The 18027-nt window shown below is 61.6% G+C and carries 19 protein-coding genes; all 19 read left to right on the forward strand.

Going from position 1 to position 18027, the window contains the following annotated elements:
• Window positions 1-50: 50 nt before the first annotated feature.
• The 19 genes from fabF (at window position 51) to IB249_RS15260 (ending at window position 18007) form a co-directional block, all read left to right on the forward strand.
• The gene (fabF, locus tag IB249_RS15170; RefSeq protein ID WP_192306030.1) at window positions 51-1295 is read left to right on the forward strand and encodes a beta-ketoacyl-ACP synthase II; all 1245 of its coding nucleotides are present in this window, start codon (window positions 51-53) and stop codon (window positions 1293-1295) included.
• Window positions 1295-2110, forward strand: a complete 816-nt coding sequence (pabC, locus tag IB249_RS15175) for an aminodeoxychorismate lyase (RefSeq protein WP_192306032.1) — start codon at window positions 1295-1297, stop codon at window positions 2108-2110. Before fabF ends, pabC begins: the two co-directional genes overlap by 1 nt.
• A 3-nt stretch (window positions 2111-2113) precedes the next feature.
• Window positions 2114-3370: an endolytic transglycosylase MltG gene (gene mltG, locus IB249_RS15180; protein WP_192306034.1), complete on the forward strand. Its 1257-nt coding sequence runs from the start codon at window positions 2114-2116 to the stop codon at window positions 3368-3370.
• A gap of 19 nt (window positions 3371-3389) precedes the next feature.
• Window positions 3390-4022, forward strand: coding sequence for a dTMP kinase (gene tmk / locus IB249_RS15185; protein ID WP_192306036.1), 633 nt, complete (start codon window positions 3390-3392; stop codon window positions 4020-4022).
• On the forward strand, window positions 4015-5001 hold the full coding sequence (locus tag IB249_RS15190; protein ID WP_192306038.1) for a DNA polymerase III subunit delta': 987 nt from the start codon (window positions 4015-4017) through the stop codon (window positions 4999-5001). The genes tmk and IB249_RS15190 overlap by 8 nt, the downstream gene beginning before the upstream one ends.
• A gap of 42 nt (window positions 5002-5043) precedes the next feature.
• Window positions 5044-5400: a PilZ domain-containing protein gene (locus IB249_RS15195; RefSeq protein ID WP_192306040.1), complete on the forward strand. Its 357-nt coding sequence runs from the start codon at window positions 5044-5046 to the stop codon at window positions 5398-5400.
• A 14-nt stretch (window positions 5401-5414) separates the two neighbouring features.
• Complete coding sequence (locus tag IB249_RS15200; protein WP_192306042.1) at window positions 5415-6200, forward strand: TatD family hydrolase; 786 nt, start codon at window positions 5415-5417, stop codon at window positions 6198-6200.
• Between the two features lie 342 nt (window positions 6201-6542).
• Window positions 6543-7181 carry a TetR/AcrR family transcriptional regulator gene (locus IB249_RS15205; protein ID WP_008031613.1) on the forward strand — a complete coding sequence of 213 codons (639 nt, stop codon included), beginning with the start codon at window positions 6543-6545 and terminating at the stop codon, window positions 7179-7181.
• A 138-nt stretch (window positions 7182-7319) separates the two neighbouring features.
• Entirely contained in the window at window positions 7320-8288 is a 969-nt protein-coding gene (locus IB249_RS15210) for a GTP 3',8-cyclase MoaA (RefSeq protein WP_192306044.1), read from the forward strand.
• Window positions 8289-8422: 134 nt separating this feature from the next.
• Entirely contained in the window at window positions 8423-9031 is a 609-nt protein-coding gene (locus IB249_RS15215) for a DUF4823 domain-containing protein (protein ID WP_192306046.1), read from the forward strand.
• A gap of 16 nt (window positions 9032-9047) precedes the next feature.
• Window positions 9048-9608, forward strand: coding sequence for a DUF1285 domain-containing protein (locus tag IB249_RS15220; protein WP_192306048.1), 561 nt, complete (start codon window positions 9048-9050; stop codon window positions 9606-9608).
• Window positions 9609-9725: 117 nt separating this feature from the next.
• On the forward strand, window positions 9726-10442 hold the full coding sequence (locus IB249_RS15225) for a FadR/GntR family transcriptional regulator (RefSeq protein ID WP_192306050.1): 717 nt from the start codon (window positions 9726-9728) through the stop codon (window positions 10440-10442).
• A 60-nt stretch (window positions 10443-10502) separates the two neighbouring features.
• Complete coding sequence (locus IB249_RS15230; protein ID WP_192306052.1) at window positions 10503-11378, forward strand: SMP-30/gluconolactonase/LRE family protein; 876 nt, start codon at window positions 10503-10505, stop codon at window positions 11376-11378.
• A gap of 199 nt (window positions 11379-11577) precedes the next feature.
• On the forward strand, window positions 11578-12396 hold the full coding sequence (locus IB249_RS15235) for an SDR family oxidoreductase (RefSeq protein ID WP_192306054.1): 819 nt from the start codon (window positions 11578-11580) through the stop codon (window positions 12394-12396).
• Between the two features lie 121 nt (window positions 12397-12517).
• Window positions 12518-13522 carry a substrate-binding domain-containing protein gene (locus tag IB249_RS15240; RefSeq protein ID WP_192306056.1) on the forward strand — a complete coding sequence of 335 codons (1005 nt, stop codon included), beginning with the start codon at window positions 12518-12520 and terminating at the stop codon, window positions 13520-13522.
• A 65-nt stretch (window positions 13523-13587) separates the two neighbouring features.
• Window positions 13588-15132, forward strand: a complete 1545-nt coding sequence (gene araG, locus IB249_RS15245; protein WP_192306058.1) for an L-arabinose ABC transporter ATP-binding protein AraG — start codon at window positions 13588-13590, stop codon at window positions 15130-15132.
• A gap of 12 nt (window positions 15133-15144) precedes the next feature.
• The gene (gene araH / locus IB249_RS15250; RefSeq protein ID WP_192306060.1) at window positions 15145-16113 is read left to right on the forward strand and encodes an L-arabinose ABC transporter permease AraH; all 969 of its coding nucleotides are present in this window, start codon (window positions 15145-15147) and stop codon (window positions 16111-16113) included.
• Window positions 16114-16298: 185 nt separating this feature from the next.
• Entirely contained in the window at window positions 16299-17012 is a 714-nt protein-coding gene (locus IB249_RS15255; protein ID WP_192306062.1) for a GntR family transcriptional regulator, read from the forward strand.
• The gene (locus tag IB249_RS15260; protein WP_192306064.1) at window positions 17009-18007 is read left to right on the forward strand and encodes an ADP-ribosylglycohydrolase family protein; all 999 of its coding nucleotides are present in this window, start codon (window positions 17009-17011) and stop codon (window positions 18005-18007) included. Before IB249_RS15255 ends, IB249_RS15260 begins: the two co-directional genes overlap by 4 nt.
• The last annotated feature ends 20 nt before the right edge of the window (window positions 18008-18027 follow it).

An 18027-nucleotide genomic window follows, 5' to 3' on the forward strand; every position in this document is an offset into this window, starting at 1 on the left:
TTTTTTCTTTAGGCCTGATGCAAAGTCGTCATTTGAAAAAGGAGAGTGTTGTGTCGCGTAGACGCGTCGTAGTCACCGGTATGGGTATGCTGTCGCCACTGGGCACAGATGTGCCGAGCAGTTGGCAGGGCATTCTGGCTGGCCGCAGTGGCATTGGTCTGATCGAACACACCGACCTTTCTGCCTATTCCACCCGTTTTGGCGGCTCGGTAAAGGGCTTCAATGTCGAGGAATACCTGTCGGTCAAGGAAGCTCGCAAGCTTGACCTGTTCATTCAATACGGCCTGGCCGCCGGTTTCCAGGCGGTACGCAATGCCGGTCTTGAAGTCACCGACGCCAACCGTGAACGCATTGGCGTGGCCATGGGGTCGGGTATTGGCGGACTGACCAATATCGAAGAAACCAGCCGCACCCTGCATGATTCCGGCCCACGGCGGATTTCTCCGTTTTTCGTGCCTGGCTCGATCATCAATATGATTTCCGGTTTCCTGTCGATCCACCTCGGCGCACAGGGACCCAACTACGCCATCGCTACTGCGTGCACCACCGGTACGCACTGCATCGGCATGGCAGCACGCAACATCATGTACGACGAAGCGGACGTGATGATCGCCGGCGGCGCCGAGATGGCCGCCTGTGGCCTGGGCATGGGCGGTTTCGGTGCCTCGCGTGCACTTTCCACCCGCAATGACGAACCGGCCCGTGCGAGCCGTCCGTGGGACAAGGGCCGTGATGGCTTCGTCCTGTCCGACGGTGCCGGCGCGCTGGTGCTCGAAGAGCTGGAACATGCCAAGGCTCGTGGCGCGACCATCTATGCCGAGCTGGTTGGCTTTGGCACCAGTGGCGATGCCTTCCACATGACGTCGCCTCCTGCGGACGGTGCCGGTGCTGCACGTTGCATCACCAATGCCCTGCGCGATGCGAAGGTCAATCTCGATCAGGTCCAGTACATCAACGCCCACGGTACCTCGACGCCGGCCGGCGATCTGGCCGAGGCCTGTGCGATCAAGTCGGTGTTCGGCGATCATGCCTACAAGCTGGCCGTCAGCTCGACCAAGTCCATGACCGGTCACCTCTTGGGTGCTGCAGGCGCGGTCGAGGCGATCTTCAGCGTGCTGGCCATCAACAGCCAGGCGGCGCCGCCGACCATCAACCTGGATGAGCCGGACGAAGGTTGCGACCTTGATTTCGTGCCGCACACGGCGCGCAACATGGATATCGACGTCGTGCTGTCCAACTCCTTTGGGTTTGGCGGCACCAACGGCTCGCTGGTGTTCCGCCGGTTCGCAGGCTGATGGACGGCTGGGTCGACGGTCAGCCGGCTGACGCTCTGTCGCTGAAGGATCGCGGCCTGGCTTACGGCGATGGTCTGTTCGAGACCATTGCCGTGCGTAGTGGCCAGCCGTTGTTGCTGGATCGCCATCTATCACGCCTGGCGCAAGGCTGCACGCGGCTGGCGATCAACACCGATCACGGCTTGATCCGTAGTGAGGTGCTGGCCTACGCCGCAGCACTGGGTGAGGGCGTGCTCAAGCTCATTCTCACCCGTGGCGACGGCTTGCGCGGTTACGCGCCTGATCCCTCGGCCCAGGCCCGACGCATCCTGCAGGGCAATCCTCCGGCTGCCTATCCCGGCATCCATGCCGAACAAGGCGTTCGTCTGTTTCCCTGCGCCACGCGACTCTCCACGCAACCCCTGCTCGCGGGGCTCAAGCACCTGAACCGTCTTGAGCAGGTCATCGCGCGGTCCGAATGGCAAGACGCCGAGCACGCCGAAGGGTTGATGCTGGATCAGGCGGGGCGGGTGATCGAAGGCGTCTTCAGTAATCTGTTCCTTGTGCGCAATGGCGTGTTGATCACCGCCGATCTCAAGCGTTGTGGTGTTGCCGGCGTGATGCGCGCGGAATTATTGTTTCAAGCCGAGTCGTTGGGAATCTCCACGCATATCACCGACATCACCCTCGAACAGCTGCAATGGGCCGATGAAGTGTTTGTCTGCAACAGCGTATATGGCGTCTGGCCGGTGCGCGCCTATGCAGCACTGAGCTGGCCGGTTGGGCCGCTCACCCGTAAACTCCAACACATTTCCCGCGCGCTACTGGATGCTTGATACGTGAGACGTAAACTCTTGCTGTTGCTGGAAACCGGCCTGGTTCTGGCAGGGTTGTGTCTGGGCGCTTCGGCCTGGAAGATCCATACGGCGCTGAACCAGCCATTGAATGTTGCTCAGGAAGCGTTGCTGGATGTGCCCAAGGGCACGACCCCCACCCGCACTTTCTACCGACTTGAAGCCGATGGCGTCATCAAGGACGCTTTCTGGTTGCGCGTGTACTGGCGCTTCAACCTGCCAAGGCAACCCCTGCACAGTGGCGAATACCGCATGCAGCCCGGCATGACGGTCGACGACCTGATCGACCTGTGGAAGCGCGGCGAGATGGTCCAGTACAGCCTGACGCTGGTCGAAGGCTGGAATTTCCATCAGGTTCGCGCGGCCCTGGCCAAGGCTGAAAAGCTGGAGAAGACCCTGGACGGCTTGAGCGACAGCGATGTGATGGACAAGCTTGGTCACAAGGGTGTCTTTCCGGAAGGGCGTTTCTTCCCGGACACCTATCGTTTCGTTCGTGGCATGACCGACGTCGAGCTGCTGAAAAAAGCCTATGACCGCCTCGATGAGGTGCTGGCCGCCGAGTGGGCACAACGCGCGGCGGACGTGCCGTATACCGACCCCTACCAGGCGCTGATCATGGCTTCGCTGGTGGAGAAGGAAACCGGCGTGCCGCAGGAGCGCGGGCAGATTGCAGGGGTGTTCGTGCGACGTCTGGGGCTGGGGATGCTGTTGCAGACGGATCCGACCGTGATCTACGGCCTGGGCGATCGTTACAACGGCAAGTTGACCCGCGCCCATCTCAAGGAGTCGACCCCTTACAACACCTACATGATCGCAGGCCTGCCGCCGACGCCGATCGCAATGGTCGGCCGCGAAGCGATCCATGCAGCGCTGAATCCCGTGGCCGGCAACAGCCTGTATTTTGTCGCCCGTGGGGATGGCAGCCATGTGTTCTCCGACGATCTGGACGCCCACAACAGTGCCGTGCGCGAGTTCCAGCTCAAGCGACGTGCCGATTATCGCTCCAGCCCGGCGCCGGTCACGGCTCCTGAAACGAATGGTGAGCCGGCGCCGATCCCGCCGGCTTCGCCTGACACCGACCCGCAAGCGTTGCCGCCCGTGACCCCGCCCGAGCCCGCTCAGGCACCGGCTCAGGCGCCAAGCCAGGAGCCGGCCCCGCAACCGAGCGAAGAACCTGCCAAAGAGCCCGCTGCCGAGTCTGCGCCCGAATCGGGCGCCTCCACGCCGCAACGCCCGCAATGAACTTGACTAAGGACTGCCCGTGACTGGCTTGTTTATTACCCTGGAAGGCCCTGAAGGCGCCGGCAAGAGCACCAACCGCGAGTACCTTGCCGAGCGTCTGCGCGCCGCTGGACTCGAAGTGGTATTGACCCGCGAGCCCGGTGGCACGCCGCTGGCCGAACGCATCCGCGACGTGCTGCTGGCCCCGGTCGAAGAGTCCATGGACCCGGACACCGAGCTGCTGCTGGTCTTCGCTGCCCGCGCCCAGCATCTGGCCGGCGTGATCCGCCCGGCACTGGCCCGGGGCGCCGTGGTGCTGTGCGATCGCTTTACCGATTCGACCTACGCCTATCAGGGTGGAGGACGTGGCTTGTCGCTGGAGCGCATCGCGACGCTGGAAACCTTCGTCCAGGGCGATCTGCGTCCGGACTTGACGCTGATCTTCGACTTGCCGGTGGAAGTGGGCCTGGCCCGTGCCAGCGCCCGCGGCCGCCTGGATCGCTTCGAGCTGGAAGGCCGAGCCTTTTTCGATGCCGTGCGCAGCGCGTTCCTCAAGCGTGCCGCAGCAGAGCCGGCGCGTTACCTGCTCGTCGATGCCGCACAGCCTCTGGCGCAGGTCCAGCAGTCACTGGACGCCTTGTTGCCGCGTCTGCTGGAGCTGAGCCGTGGCTGAAGCCTATCCGTGGCAGGACAGCCTCTGGCAGCAGTTCGCCGGTCGCAAGCAGCATGCTCATGCCTATCTGCTGCATGGTCCGGCCGGGATTGGCAAGCGCGCGTTGGCCGAACGCCTGATGGCCAGCCTGCTGTGCCAGCACCCAACCGGTGAGGGCGCCTGCGGCGAGTGCAAATCCTGCCTGCTGCTCAAGGCCGGCAGTCACCCTGACAACTACATTCTCGAGCCGGAAGAGGCCGACAAGGCAATCAAGGTCGATCAGGTGCGTGACCTGGTCAGCTTCGTGGTGCAAACCGCGCAACTGGGCGGGCGCAAAGTGGTGCTGATCGAGCCGGTCGAGTCGATGAACGTCAACGCTGCCAACGCCTTGCTCAAAAGCCTTGAAGAGCCCTCCGGCGACACGGTGCTGCTGTTGGTCAGCCATCAGAGCAGCCGCCTGTTGCCGACCATCAAAAGCCGTTGCGTGCAGCAGGCGTGCCCGTTGCCGAGCGAGGCGGTGAGCCTGGCCTGGCTGGCAACGGCGCTGCCCGATTGTGCCGAAGAGGAACGCATCGAGCTGCTGACCCTGGCCGCCGGTTCGCCGCTGGCGGCGGTCAACCTGCACGCCCAGGGGGTGCGAGAGCAGCGGGCGCTGGTGGTCGACGGTGTCAAGAAACTGCTCAAGCAACAACAATCACCCACGCAGCTGGCCGAGGGCTGGAATTCGCTTCCGCTGCTGTTGCTGTTCGACTGGTTCTGCGATTGGTCGAGCCTGATCCTGCGATATCAGTTGACCCAGGACGAAGACGGGCTGGGGCTGCCCGACATGCGCAAGGTCATTCAGTACCTGGCGCAGAAAACCAGCCAGGAAAAAACCTTGAATATTCAGGACTGGATACTCGCCCAGCGCCAGAAAGTCCTGAGCAAGGCCAACCTCAACCGCGTGCTGTTGCTGGAAGCCTTGCTGGTGCAATGGGCGTCATTGCCTACCCATAAGTGATCGACTGCGCCTAGACTCTGAACATCGGCAGTGGAGGTCAGCATGAATGAAACCGCGAACCAGGGCCCGCGCAACGGCATCCTGTCCTTGACCATCAAGGACAAATCCGTGCTTTACGCGGCCTACATGCCGTTCATCAGGAACGGTGGCCTGTTCATCCCGACCAACAAGAGCTACAAGTTGGGCGACGAGGTGTTCATGCTCCTGAACCTGATGGACGAACCGGAAAAAATCCCGGTGGCCGGCAAGGTCGCCTGGATCACGCCCAAAGGTGCCCAGGGCAACCGCGCCGCTGGCGTGGGCGTGCAGTTCAACGATGGCGACAGCGCCGCGCGCAGTCGAATCGAAACCCATCTGGCCGGAGCCCTGAAGTCCGACCGTCCCACTCATACGATGTAAGTTGCCGCCCCTTTATGCTTGTAGATTCCCATTGCCACCTTGACCGCCTTGACCTTGCCGCACACGACGGCTCCCTGGATGCCGCACTCGAGGCAGCCCGGCAGCGCGGCGTCGGGCACTTTCTGTGCATCGGCGTCAGCGCCGACAACGCGGCCGACGTCAAGGCCCTGGCCGAGCGCTACGACGATGTCGATTGTTCGGTGGGCGTGCATCCGCTGGACGTCCAACCGGGGGCTGCACCGGCGCTGGATTGGCTGTTGCAGGAACTCAATCACCCGCGCGTGGTGGCGATTGGCGAAACCGGCCTGGATTATCACTACGAGCCTGAGGCGGCGCAGTTGCAGCAGGAGTCCTTTCGCCTGCACCTGCAAGCTGCACAGCAGACCGGCAAGCCCGTGATCATTCACACCCGGGGCGCCCGGGCCGACACCCTGAGCCTGTTGCGCGAGGCTGCGCTGCCCCAGGCCGGCGTCCTGCACTGCTTCACCGAGGACTGGGAGATGGCCCGGGAGGCGCTGGACATGGGCTACTACATTTCCCTGTCCGGGATTGTCACTTTCCGCAATGCCGATGCGCTGCGTGACGTGGCGAGTAAAGTGCCCGCCGACCGTTTGCTGGTGGAAACCGACTCGCCCTACCTGGCGCCGATCCCTTATCGGGGCAAGCCGAACCTGCCGCAATATGTGCGGGAAGTGGCAGAGTTCCTGGCCATGTTGCGCGGTGAGTCCTACGAGCGATTGGCCGAGCAGACCACCGCGAATTTCCGCCGGCTGTTTCCGCTGGCGCATGTGAAAGGTTAAATCGCAGGCAAAAAAAACCCGGGTTCTGGGGGGTGAATCCGGGTTAAGACCATTAGGAGTAAAACAATGGTACGCGGTCCGTTGGTACCAATATCGGCGCGGCACTTGGGGGAGATGCATCGCCGACAGTTGAAGTATTGATCAGTATTGCGCCGAGTCCAGTTCACCGGTCGCGGTTTTTAAACAATTTTGGAATACAGCCGCTTCAGAAGCGTTCTCATTAAAAGAGGACCTTGCGAGAAATCATCGAGAAACACAGATATGCTCGGATGATCCGTGCATTTTTGCGCAAGTTAGGCATAATACGCGGCTTCGAATTTTGACCCCGACAGACCTTTTCTTATGCATAAAGAACCTCGTAAGGTCCGTGAATTTCGTCGCCGCGAGCAGGAAATTCTCGATACCGCGCTCAAGCTGTTCCTCGACCAGGGTGAAGACAGTGTCACCGTCGAGATGATTGCTGATGCCGTCGGTATCGGCAAAGGCACGATCTACAAGCACTTCAAGTCAAAGGCGGAGATCTATCTGCGCTTGATGCTCGATTATGAGCGTGATCTGAACGAGCTGTTGCATTCGGCCGATGTCGACAAGGACAAGGAAGCCCTGTCCCGGGCCTACTTCGAATTCCGCATGCGCGATCCGCAACGCTATCGCTTGTTCGATCGTCTTGAAGAGAAGGTGGTCAAGGGCAACCAGGTGCCGGAGATGATCGAGGAGCTGCACAAGATCCGCGCCTCCAACTTCGAACGCCTGACCCTGCTGATCAAGGGCCGGATCAGTGAAGGCAAGCTCGAAGACGTGCCGCCTTACTTCCACTATTGCGCGTCCTGGGCACTGGTCCACGGTGCGGTGGCGCTCTATCACTCTCCGTTCTGGAGCAATGTGCTGGAAGATCAGGAAGGTTTCTTCCAGTTCCTGATGGATATCGGCGTGCGCATGGGCAACAAGCGCAAGCGCGATACCGACACACCGAGCAGCTGAGTTGTTCAGTTGCGTCATCGCGCCATGATTTTGCTACATGGCGCAGTACCTCAGGAATATACTCAGGCATAGGACTTGCTAAAACTTGATTTGTGAGTCAAGTTTTGCTTCGTTCGATTCCCCTGTGCCGGAGTGATCATGATCGTTGACCGTCAAGGCAGGCGTTTCCGCAATCTGCGAATCAGCCTGACCTCAGCCTGCAATTACGCGTGTACCTACTGCGTGCCCAACGGCAAGCGGCTGGTGGCTGCGCAGGATGAGCTGTCGGCCGAGGCCATGGCGCGCGGCGTGGCGTATCTGATCGAAGCGGCCGGCATCGAGCGCTTGCGCATCACCGGTGGCGAGCCGTTGGTCAGCCCCAAACTCGAAGCCTTCATGGCGGCTGTGGGGCAGATGGGGCTGGAAGACATCAGCCTGACCACCAACGGCCAGTTACTGGCAAAAAAACTGCCGTTGTTGGTCAACGCAGGCATCCGCCGTCTCAATGTGTCCCTCGATACCCTGGATGCCAGTGCGTTTCGCACCATCGCCCGCGGTGGCGACCTGGCGACGGTGCTTGACGGCATGTCACAGGCCAGCGCAGCCGGGATGAAAATCAAGGTCAACATGGTGCCACTGCGCGGGCAGAATCTGGACCAGGTGATGCCGCTGCTCGATTACTGCCTGGAGCGCGGCTATGAGTTGCGCTTTATCGAGTTGATGCGCATGGGTCACCTGGCCAGCGATTCCAATGCGTTCCTGCAGCAGTTCGTCAGCCTGCAACAGCTGTTGAGCCTGATTGGCGATCACCATGAGTATCTCCAGGCCGATGCGCCCATCGACGCCACCGCTGTGCGCTACGAGATTCCGGGTCAAGGTTATTTCGGCGTGATCGCCAACGAAAGCGTGCCGTTCTGCCGGACCTGCTCGCGACTGCGCTTGTCGTCCACCGGCTGGCTGCACGGCTGCCTGTCGTCGAGCAACCGTCACTATGTCGGTGACCTCCTGGACAAGCCGCGTCATCAGGCATTGCCGGCCTTGCAACGCCTGCTGGTGAAAGCCCTGGGTGACAAGCAGGATGTGGCGTTCTCCGGTGGCGCGACCGTCATGAAGATCATTGGCGGCTGATTCTCTCGCGAGCAGGCTCGCCCCCGCAGTTTTTGGCGATTGTATCCACACGGTACCCAAGTTCGGGAGCTGGCGCGGAAGCTGCATCCCATGGCCATTCGCCGGTTTTCCGTCACCGGCCTCTGGAGGGTAGGATGCGTAGCCTGGTTTTGCTGCTGGCCGTTTTGGCACTTGGTGGCTGCATGAATGTCAGCGATATGGCAGAAGGGACTCGCTACCATATGAGCGACGCCGGTCTGCTTGACCACAGTGATAGCCGTCGGGTGAACAACCTGCGCATCCAGCCGGACTCGTTCGTCTACATTGCCCAAGGTGCCTTTGCACCGCCGCACAGTGCCGTGTATCCACGACCCAACGTGATTGCCGAAGTCGCTTTCGACGGCTTTATCGAGTACTTCCCGATGGTCCGCCGCGCGCGGGCGCCGGAAGGTCTCGACCAAGCCATGGGCGAGGCCCGTGCGGTGGGCGCGCATTACCTGCTGTATACCCGTTTCGCCAAGGCCGACGACCGCATCGGCAACTCCGATGAGTGGCTGGACCAGGAAGCCGTGGACCGTCTCGGTGTCGACACCGGGGTGATTCAGATCATGTTGATCGAGACCAGCACCCAGTATTTGATTGATACTGCACGCATCAAGAGTCGTGGCGGTTTACTGACGTTCCACGACAAAAAGCCGGAAGACCTGATGGGCCCGCCGCTGGAACAATACGCGCGCAGCCTGCTGGGGATCAGCGACCAGTAAATCGAAGGAGAACGCCATGAGTGGCCCGCAGAAAGCCAACGACCTGTTGGGGCAAATCCCCAAGACCAAGGGCTTGCCACCGGTCCACTTGTGGAACCCCGAGTTCTGCGGCGACATCGACATGCGCATCGCCCGCGACGGCACCTGGTATTACCTGGGTACGCCGATCGGGCGCAAACCGATGGTCAAGCTGTTCTCCACCATCATCCGCCGCGATGGCGATGACTATTTCCTGATCACCCCGGTCGAGAAAGTCGGGATCAAGGTCGACGACGCACCCTTTGTCGCGATTGCCGTGGAAGTGGAGGGTGAGGGCGAAGCACAAACCCTGCGCTTCACCACCAACGTGGACGAAACCACCGAGGCAGGTGCCGAGCATCCGATCCGGGTGATGATCGATCCCGATACCCAGGAGCCTGCGCCCTACGTGCATGTGCGCAGCAACCTCGAAGGCCTGATCCACCGCAATGTGTTCTACCAACTGGTGGAGCTGGCGGTCAGTCGTGAGATCGACGGGCAGCGTTGGTTGGGGGTGTGGAGTGGCGGTGAATTTTTCCGGATCGGCCTCGAACCCTGACGCATGCCCCTGGGGGAGCTTGCTGTGGGGCTTGGGTGTTCTGGTGAAAAATCAAATTGACACCCAATCATATGATGATTAGCGTGGTCCTGCTCAGCGAATGGCTTCGAGGTGTCCATGTCCAGCAGTTTTCATGCGTCGACGGTCGATTGGCTGGGTTGCTGGATTGCCGCCGGTCAGGTCAAACCGGGGGAAGCGCTCAAGGTTGAAGCCGACCTCGGCGAGCAGTTGGGCGTCAGTCGCACGGTCATCCGCGAAGCCATCAAGACTTTGGTGGCCAAGGGCATGCTCGAAGTCGGTCCGAAGGTCGGCACGCGGGTGTTGCCGGTTCGGCGCTGGAACCTCTTCGATCCACAGGTGGTTGGCTGGCTGTCACGCAGCGGCTTGCCGGAAAATTTTGTCGACGATCTGCTGGACTTGCGCCGCACCATCGAGCCGATGGCGGTGCGCTGGGCTTGCGAGCGGGCGACGGTCGAACAGGTCGACGCGATTCTGCTGGCCTATAACGCGCTGGAGCGCGCTGTTGACGGTGGCATCGATTACAACCGCGCCGACCGGTTTTTCCATGAGTGCATCCTGGCGGCCAGCCACAACCAGTTCATCGAACAGATGGTCCCGGCGCTCGGCGCGTTGCTGGCGGTGTCCTTCGAAGTGTCTGCGGCCGACCCGGACGAACTGCGACGCACGCTGCCCATCCACAAAGAAATGGCCGATGCCATCGCCGCCCGTGATTCGGCGCGGGGCGTATGGGCCTGCATGACCCTGATCGATAACGCCGACCTGGCGATCAAGCGTTTTTACCCGCAGGTCATGGCCGACAAGAAAGCCGGCTAAAGGGGCAGGATCCGGGAACGAATGTGTTCCAGATAAAAACAACAACAAGGCGGAGGTTTCATGAAGTGGACTGCAGTCACCGGGCATCGCGCGCAATTGGGCGAAGGACCGTTCTGGGACGCACCGACCCAGGCGCTGTACTGGGTCGATATCGCCGGTCGTCAGGCGCTGCGTTTGATCGGCGCCAACGTGCAGATCTGGCAGATGCCCGAGCACGTGTCCGCCTTCATTCCCTGTGAAAGTGGCGATGCACTGGTGACATTGAGCAGTGGCGTCTATCGGCTGGACCTTGATTCGCCGGGGCTCGAGCCGCGGCTGACGCTGTTGTGCGTCGCCGACCCGCAGCCTGGCAATCGCGGCAATGAAGCCCGTTGCGACGCTCAGGGCCGACTCTGGCTTGGCACCATGCAGAACAACATCGGCGAAAACGGCGAAGACCTGGCGTTGGTGCGGCGTTCCGGCGGTTTGTTTCGTATCGACCGCGATGCCCGTGTCACGCCGCTGCTGCGTGGTCTGGGGATTCCCAACACGTTGCTGTGGAGCGACGACGCCACCACGCTGTATTTCGCCGACAGTCTGGATGGCACGCTCTACCGGCATTTCATTCGGACCGACGGCAGTCTCGAGCCTGCCCAGGCCTGGTTCGGCCCGCATGAGCGAGGCGGTCCCGATGGCTCGGCGATGGATGCCGAAGGGTTCATCTGGAACGCGCGCTGGGACGGCAGTTGCCTGCTCAGGCTGGCACCGGACGGGCAGGTCGACCGCGTGATCGAGCTGCCGGTCAGTCGTCCCACCAGTTGCGTGTTTGGCGGTGCCGACCTGAACACCCTCTACATCACCAGCGCAGCCAGCCCGCTCAACCATCCGCTGGACGGCGCAGTGTTGGCCCTTCAGGTCGATGTGTCCGGAAAACCCTGTACGAGATTTGCCGGTTAAATCCCAAAATATGGGATGTAAAATTATATATTGAGATTATTTGGCGGTCGGGTTTATAGTCGGCTCCATCAGTTGCACGCACTCACACTTAAAAAGAACAAGACAGGTGAAGTGATGAAACGATTTATCTACTGCTTTTTTGCCCGGACATCCACAGATGCCCGGTTTTTGTCGTGCCCAGGAATAGAGGCTCGGGCGCATGGCTGAGCTCCTGTCTCTGCCTCCCGTGCCCGAACCACCCAAGGGCGAACGCCTGAGCAACAAGGTGGTGCTGCTGACCGGCGCCGCCCAGGGCATTGGCGAGGCAATCGTCGCCGCCTTCGCTTCGCAGCAGGCCCGGTTGGTCATCAGCGATATCCAGGGCGAAAAAGTCGAAGCCGTGGCGAAGCATTGGCGCGACAAAGGCTTCGATGTCCAGGCGCTCAAGGTCGACGTGTCCAGTCAGAATGACCTGCACGCCATGGCCCGGTTCGCCGTCGAACGCCACGGTCGCATCGATGTGCTGGTCAACTGTGCCGGCGTCAACGTGTTCCGCGACCCCCTGCAAATGACCGAGGAAGACTGGCGCCGTTGCTTTGCCATCGACCTGGACGGCGCCTGGTTCGGTTGCAGGGCGGTGTTGCCGCAGATGATCGAGCAGGGCGTCGGCAGCATTATCAATATTGCCTCGACCCATTCCAGCCACATCATTCCGGGCTGCTTCCCTTACCCGGTGGCCAAGCATGGCCTGCTCGGCCTGACCCGTGCACTGGGCATCGAGTACGCGGCCAAGGGCATTCGCGTCAACGCCATCGCCCCAGGCTATATCGAAACCCAACTGAACATCGATTACTGGAACGGCTTTGCCGACCCGCACGCCGAACGTCAGCGCGCATTCGACCTGCATCCGCCGCGTTGCATCGGGCAACCGATGGAGGTGGCGATGACGGCGTTGTTTTTGGCGAGTGACGAGGCGCCGTTCATCAACGCTTCGTGCATCACCATCGATGGTGGTCGCTCAGTGATGTATCACGACTGAGCCCCTCGATTTCAGGTGCGGAACCACGCCTGAAATCCAATCATCATACGATATGACTATTTGCAGTAACCTTTGATTGGCTTTCAACTAACGCTCAAAAAAAATAACAAGGAGTCAGCTTATGAATCGTCGTCGTGGGATCCGTTCCCTGTGCCGTGCCGCCTTGGCGGTCACTGCGGTCAGCCTGAGCAGCACGCTGCTGGCGGCTGAGGAAGTGAAGATCGGTTTTCTGGTCAAGCAGGCGGAGGAACCCTGGTTCCAGACCGAATGGGCTTTCGCGGAAAAGGCCGGGAAAGACAAGGGCTTCACCGTCATCAAGATCGCCGTGCCGGACGGTGAGAAAACCCTGTCTGCCATCGACAGCCTGGCCGCCAACGGCGCGAAGGGTTTCGTGATCTGCCCGCCGGACGTGTCCCTGGGGCCTGCGATCATGGCCAAGGCCAAGCTCAACGGGTTGAAAGTGATTGCGGTGGATGACCGTTTCGTCGACGCCAGCGGCAAGTTCATGGAAGAGGTGCCTTATCTCGGCATGGCGGCCTTCGAGGTTGGCCAGAAGCAAGGTGCGGCGATGGCCACCGAAGCGAAGAAGCGCGGTTGGGACTGGAAAGACACCTACGCGGTGATCAACACCTATAACGAACTCGACACCGGCAAGAAACGCACCGACGGTTCGGTCAAGGCCCTGGAAGACGCCGGGATGCCGAAGGACCACATCCTGTTCTCGGCGCTCAAGACCCTCGACGTACCGGGCAGCATGGACGCCACCAACTCGGCGCTGGTGAAACTGCCGGGCGCAGCGAAAAACCTGATCATCGGCGGTATGAACGACAACACCGTGCTGGGCGGCGTGCGCGCCACCGAGAGTGCCGGGTTTGCCGCGGCGAACGTAATCGGCATCGGCATCAATGGCACCGATGCCATCGGTGAGCTGAAAAAGCCCAACAGCGGCTTTTTCGGTTCGATGCTGCCCAGCCCGCACATCGAAGGCTACAACACCGCCAGCATGATGTTCGAGTGGGTCACCACCGGCAAGGAACCGCCCAAGTACACCGCAATGGACGACGTGACGCTGATCACGCGGGACAACTTCAAGCAGGAGTTGGAAAAGATCGGCCTGTGGAACTGAGGCTCGGTTGATTTCCTCGGCGGCCTCGGTGACGGGGCTGCCCGATCCGTGGGAAGAGGTGTTTTATGCACGCGCAAGTACAGACACAACATGACAGCGTCGGCGGCAGTTTGCGCTTCGACGGGATCGGCAAGACCTTTCCCGGCGTGAAGGCGCTGGATGGCATCAGCTTCGTCGCGCACCCGGGCCAGGTGCATGCCCTGATGGGCGAGAACGGTGCCGGCAAGTCGACGCTGCTGAAAATTCTCGGTGGCGCTTATATCCCCAGCAGCGGTGAATTGCACATCGGTGAGCGGACGATGGCCTTCAAGTCCACGGCCGACAGCATCGCCTGCGGGGTCGCGGTGATCCATCAGGAGCTGCACCTGGTGCCGGAAATGACCGTGGCGGAAAACCTCTTTCTCGGCCATCTGCCCGCCCGTTTCGGCCTGATCAATCGCGGCGCACTGCGTCAGCGAGCGTTGGCCTGTCTCAAGGGCCTGGCCGATGAGATCGACCCGCAACAGAAGGTCGGGCGCCTGTCCCTGGGGCAGCGTCAACTGGTGGAGATCGCCAAGGCATTGTCCCGTGGTGCGCACGTGATTGCCTTCGACGAGCCGACCAGCAGCCTCTCGGCGCGGGAGATCGATCGCTTGATGGCGATCATCGGTCGCCTGCGCGACGAGGGCAAAGTGGTGCTCTACGTTTCCCATCGCATGGAAGAAGTCTTCCGCATCTGCAATGCCGTGACGGTGTTCAAGGACGGCCGCTACGTGCGCACCTTCGAGGACATGAACCAGCTGACTCACGACCAGTTGGTCACCTGCATGGTCGGTCGCGATATCCAGGACATCTACGATTACCGCCCGCGCAAGCGGGGGGCTGTGGCCTTGCGGGTCGACGGCCTGCAGGGGCCGGGATTGCGCGAGCCGATGAGCTTCGACGCGCACAAGGGCGAGATCCTCGGGTTGTTCGGTCTGGTCGGCGCCGGGCGTACGGAGCTGTTCCGTTTGCTCAGTGGCCTGGAGCGCAGCAGCGCCGGTCGCCTGGAGTTGCGGGGTCATGAACTGAAACTGCGTTCGCCTCGGGACGCGATTGCCGCCGGCATCCTGCTGTGCCCGGAGGACCGCAAGAAGGAGGGCATCATTCCGCTGGGCAGCGTCGCCGAGAACATCAACATCAGCGCGCGTCCGGCCCATGCCGGATTCCGCTGCCTGATTCGCGGGCTCTGGGAAAAGGACAATGCCGACAAACAGATCAAGGCCTTGAGGGTGAAGACGCCCCACGCCGGGCAACAGATCAAGTTCCTGTCCGGCGGCAATCAGCAGAAGGCGATTCTCGGCCGCTGGCTGTCGATGCCGATGAAGGTGCTGCTGCTCGACGAGCCCACCCGTGGCATCGACATCGGTGCCAAGGCCGAGATCTATCAGATCATCCACAACCTGGCTGCCAGCGGCATTGCCGTGATCGTGGTGTCCAGTGACTTGATGGAAGTGATGGGCATTTCCGACCGCATCCTGGTGATGTGCGAAGGGGCGATGCGCGGCGAGCTGAGCCGCGAACAGGCCAATGAATCCAACCTGCTGCAACTGGCTTTGCCGCGCCAACGCGCTGACGGCGTGGCGAACTGAGAGGTGACTATGATGACAACCCAAAACGAAACCCTGCCGACGGCGCGCAAACCGCTGGACCTGAGACGCTTTCTGGATGACTGGGCCATGCTGGCGGCAGCGGTCGGGATCTTCGTGCTCTGCACCCTGCTGATCGACAACTTTCTCTCGCCGCTGAACATGCGCGGCCTGGGCCTGGCCATTTCGACCACCGGCATTGCCGCGTGCACCATGTTGTATTGCCTGGCCTCGGGTCATTTCGACTTGTCGGTGGGCTCGGTGATCGCCTGTGCCGGGGTGGTGGCGGCGGTGGTGATGCGAGACACCGACAGCGTGTTTCTCGGTGTCTCGGCGGCGTTGTGCATGGGGCTGATCGTCGGGCTGATCAACGGCATCGTGATCGCCAAGCTGCGGGTCAATGCGTTGATCACCACACTGGCGACCATGCAGATCGTGCGCGGCCTGGCTTACATCTTCGCCAACGGCAAAGCGGTGGGGGTTTCTCAGGAATCGTTCTTCGTCTACGGCAATGGCCAGCTGTTCGGGGTGCCGGTGCCGATCCTGATCACCATCGTCTGCTTCCTGTTTTTCGGCTGGCTGCTGAATTACACCACCTACGGGCGCAACACCATGGCCATCGGCGGCAACCAGGAAGCCGCGCTGCTGGCCGGGGTCAATGTGGACCGGACCAAGATCATCATCTTCGCCGTGCATGGCGTGATCGGTGCGCTGGCCGGGGTGATCCTGGCCTCGCGCATGACCTCGGGCCAGCCGATGATTGGCCAGGGGTTCGAGCTGACGGTGATTTCGGCGTGCGTGCTGGGCGGGGTTTCGCTGAGCGGCGGGATCGGCATGATCCGCCATGTGATCGCCGGCGTGCTGATTCTGGCGATCATCGAGAATGCGATGAACCTGAAGAACATCGATACCTTTTACCAGTATGTGATTCGCGGTTCGATCCTGTTGCTGGCAGTGGTGATCGACCGGCTCAAGCAACGCTAGTCACCCTCAAATCCCCCTGTGGGAGCGGGCTTGCTCGCGAAAGCGGTAGATCAGCCAACCGATACGTTGACTGACAGGCCGCCTTCGCGAGCAAGCCCGCTCCCACAAGTGCTGTCCCCCCGCCTTCTGTCATCTCCCGCAAAAATCCCTTGCCCGCTGCCAATGCTTTCATGTTCAATTTGTACATGATTAGACAGGTACGATTTGACAAGAAACAACGGGTGGTCGACGAGCTCATCCGGCGCATCGAAAGCGGCCTCCTGGAGGACGGCTTTCTGTTGCCGGGCGAGCATCAGTTGGCTCAGGAATTCAAGGTCAGCCGCGGCACGCTGCGTGAGGCGCTGGCCGAACTGAAACGGCGCAAGTACATCGCGACGCAAAGCGGGGTAGGTTCCATCGTCACCTTCGACGGCGTAGTGCTCGACCAGCGCAGCGGCTGGGCGCAGGCGCTGGCCGACAGCGGGGCGCTGGTCAACACCGAAGTGCTGCGGCTGGAGGCGGTCACGCGGCCTGACCTGCTGTCGCGTTTCGGTACCGACCAATTCATCACCCTTGACCGTCGCCGTCGTGCCAACGACGGTACGCTGGTTTCCCTTGAGCGCTCATTGATGCCGGCCACCGGCGGCCTGGAAAGCCTGCCGCGTGTCGGCCTGATCGACAACTCCCTGACCATCACCCTGGCCGCCTATGGCTATATCGGCGAACGCGGCGATCAATGGATCGGCGCCGAACCCTTGAGCGCCGAAGACGCCGAACTGCTCGGGCGTGCGACCGGCACCGTGTTCCTCAAGGCCCTGCGCACCACCTACGACCGGCAGAACCGTTTCATGGAGCAGGTCGAAAGCCTGCTCGATCCCGTGCACTTTCGCTTGCACCTGCAGTTCGGGAATCCGCAATGACCGCGCTCAATCGTGCCCTGGGCGCGTTTTATGGCCTGGCCCTGGGTGACGCGCTGGGCATGCCGACCCAATCCCTGAGCCGCGCCGAGATCCGGGCACGTTTTGGTGACATCACCCGTCTGGAAGACGCCGGCCCCCATCAGCCGATCGCCGCCAACATGCCCAGAGGCTCGATCACCGACGACACCGAGCAGGCGATTCTGGTCGGTCAATTGTTGATCGATGGCCGGGGCAACATCGAGCCTTCGGTGCTGGCGCAGCGACTGATCGAATGGGAGGCCGCGATGCAGGCCAAGGGCTCGCAGGATTTGCTCGGCCCTTCGACCAAACGCGCCATCGAGATGATCCTCGCCGGCCATTCGCCCGAGGAAGCGGGGCGTTATGGCACCACCAACGGTGCGGCGATGCGCATCACCCCGGTCGGGATCGCCGCCGACGTCGCCGATCCACGGCGCTTCATCGCTGCCGTGGTGCAGGCCTGCCAGGTCACCCATAACACCACGCTGGGCATTTCCAGTGCAGCGGCGGTGGCGGCCGTGGTCTCGGCCGGCATCAATGGCATGGACCTGGGCGAGGCGTTGAATCTCGGCCAGCACATCGCCCTGCAAGCCGAGGAACATGGCCACTGGGTCGCGGGTGGACGCATGGCCTCGCGAATCAGTTGGGCGCGCAGCATCAGCGTCGAGCGTGACAAGGCGATGTTGGCTGACCTGCTGTACGACGTGATCGGCACTTCGGTGGCGTCCCAAGAGTCGGTGGTCGTATCGTTCGCCCTGGCGCAACAGGTCGCCATCGGCGAAATGAATGCGTTCGAAGCGGTGTGCATGGCCGCGGGCCTGGGCGGTGACACCGATACCATCGCAGCGATTCTCGGTGCCATGCTCGGGGCTTGCCTGGGCCTCGAGAGCTGGCCGGTGGCGATGATCGACACCGTCAAGGCCGTTAATTCGCTGGCGCTGGAGCCCTTGGTGGAAGGACTTCTCGCCCTGCGCTGATGGGGCTGGCGCCTTCGCGG

The sequence above is a fragment of the Pseudomonas sp. PDM04 genome, from assembly GCF_014851765.1.
GTDB lineage: Bacteria > Pseudomonadota > Gammaproteobacteria > Pseudomonadales > Pseudomonadaceae > Aquipseudomonas.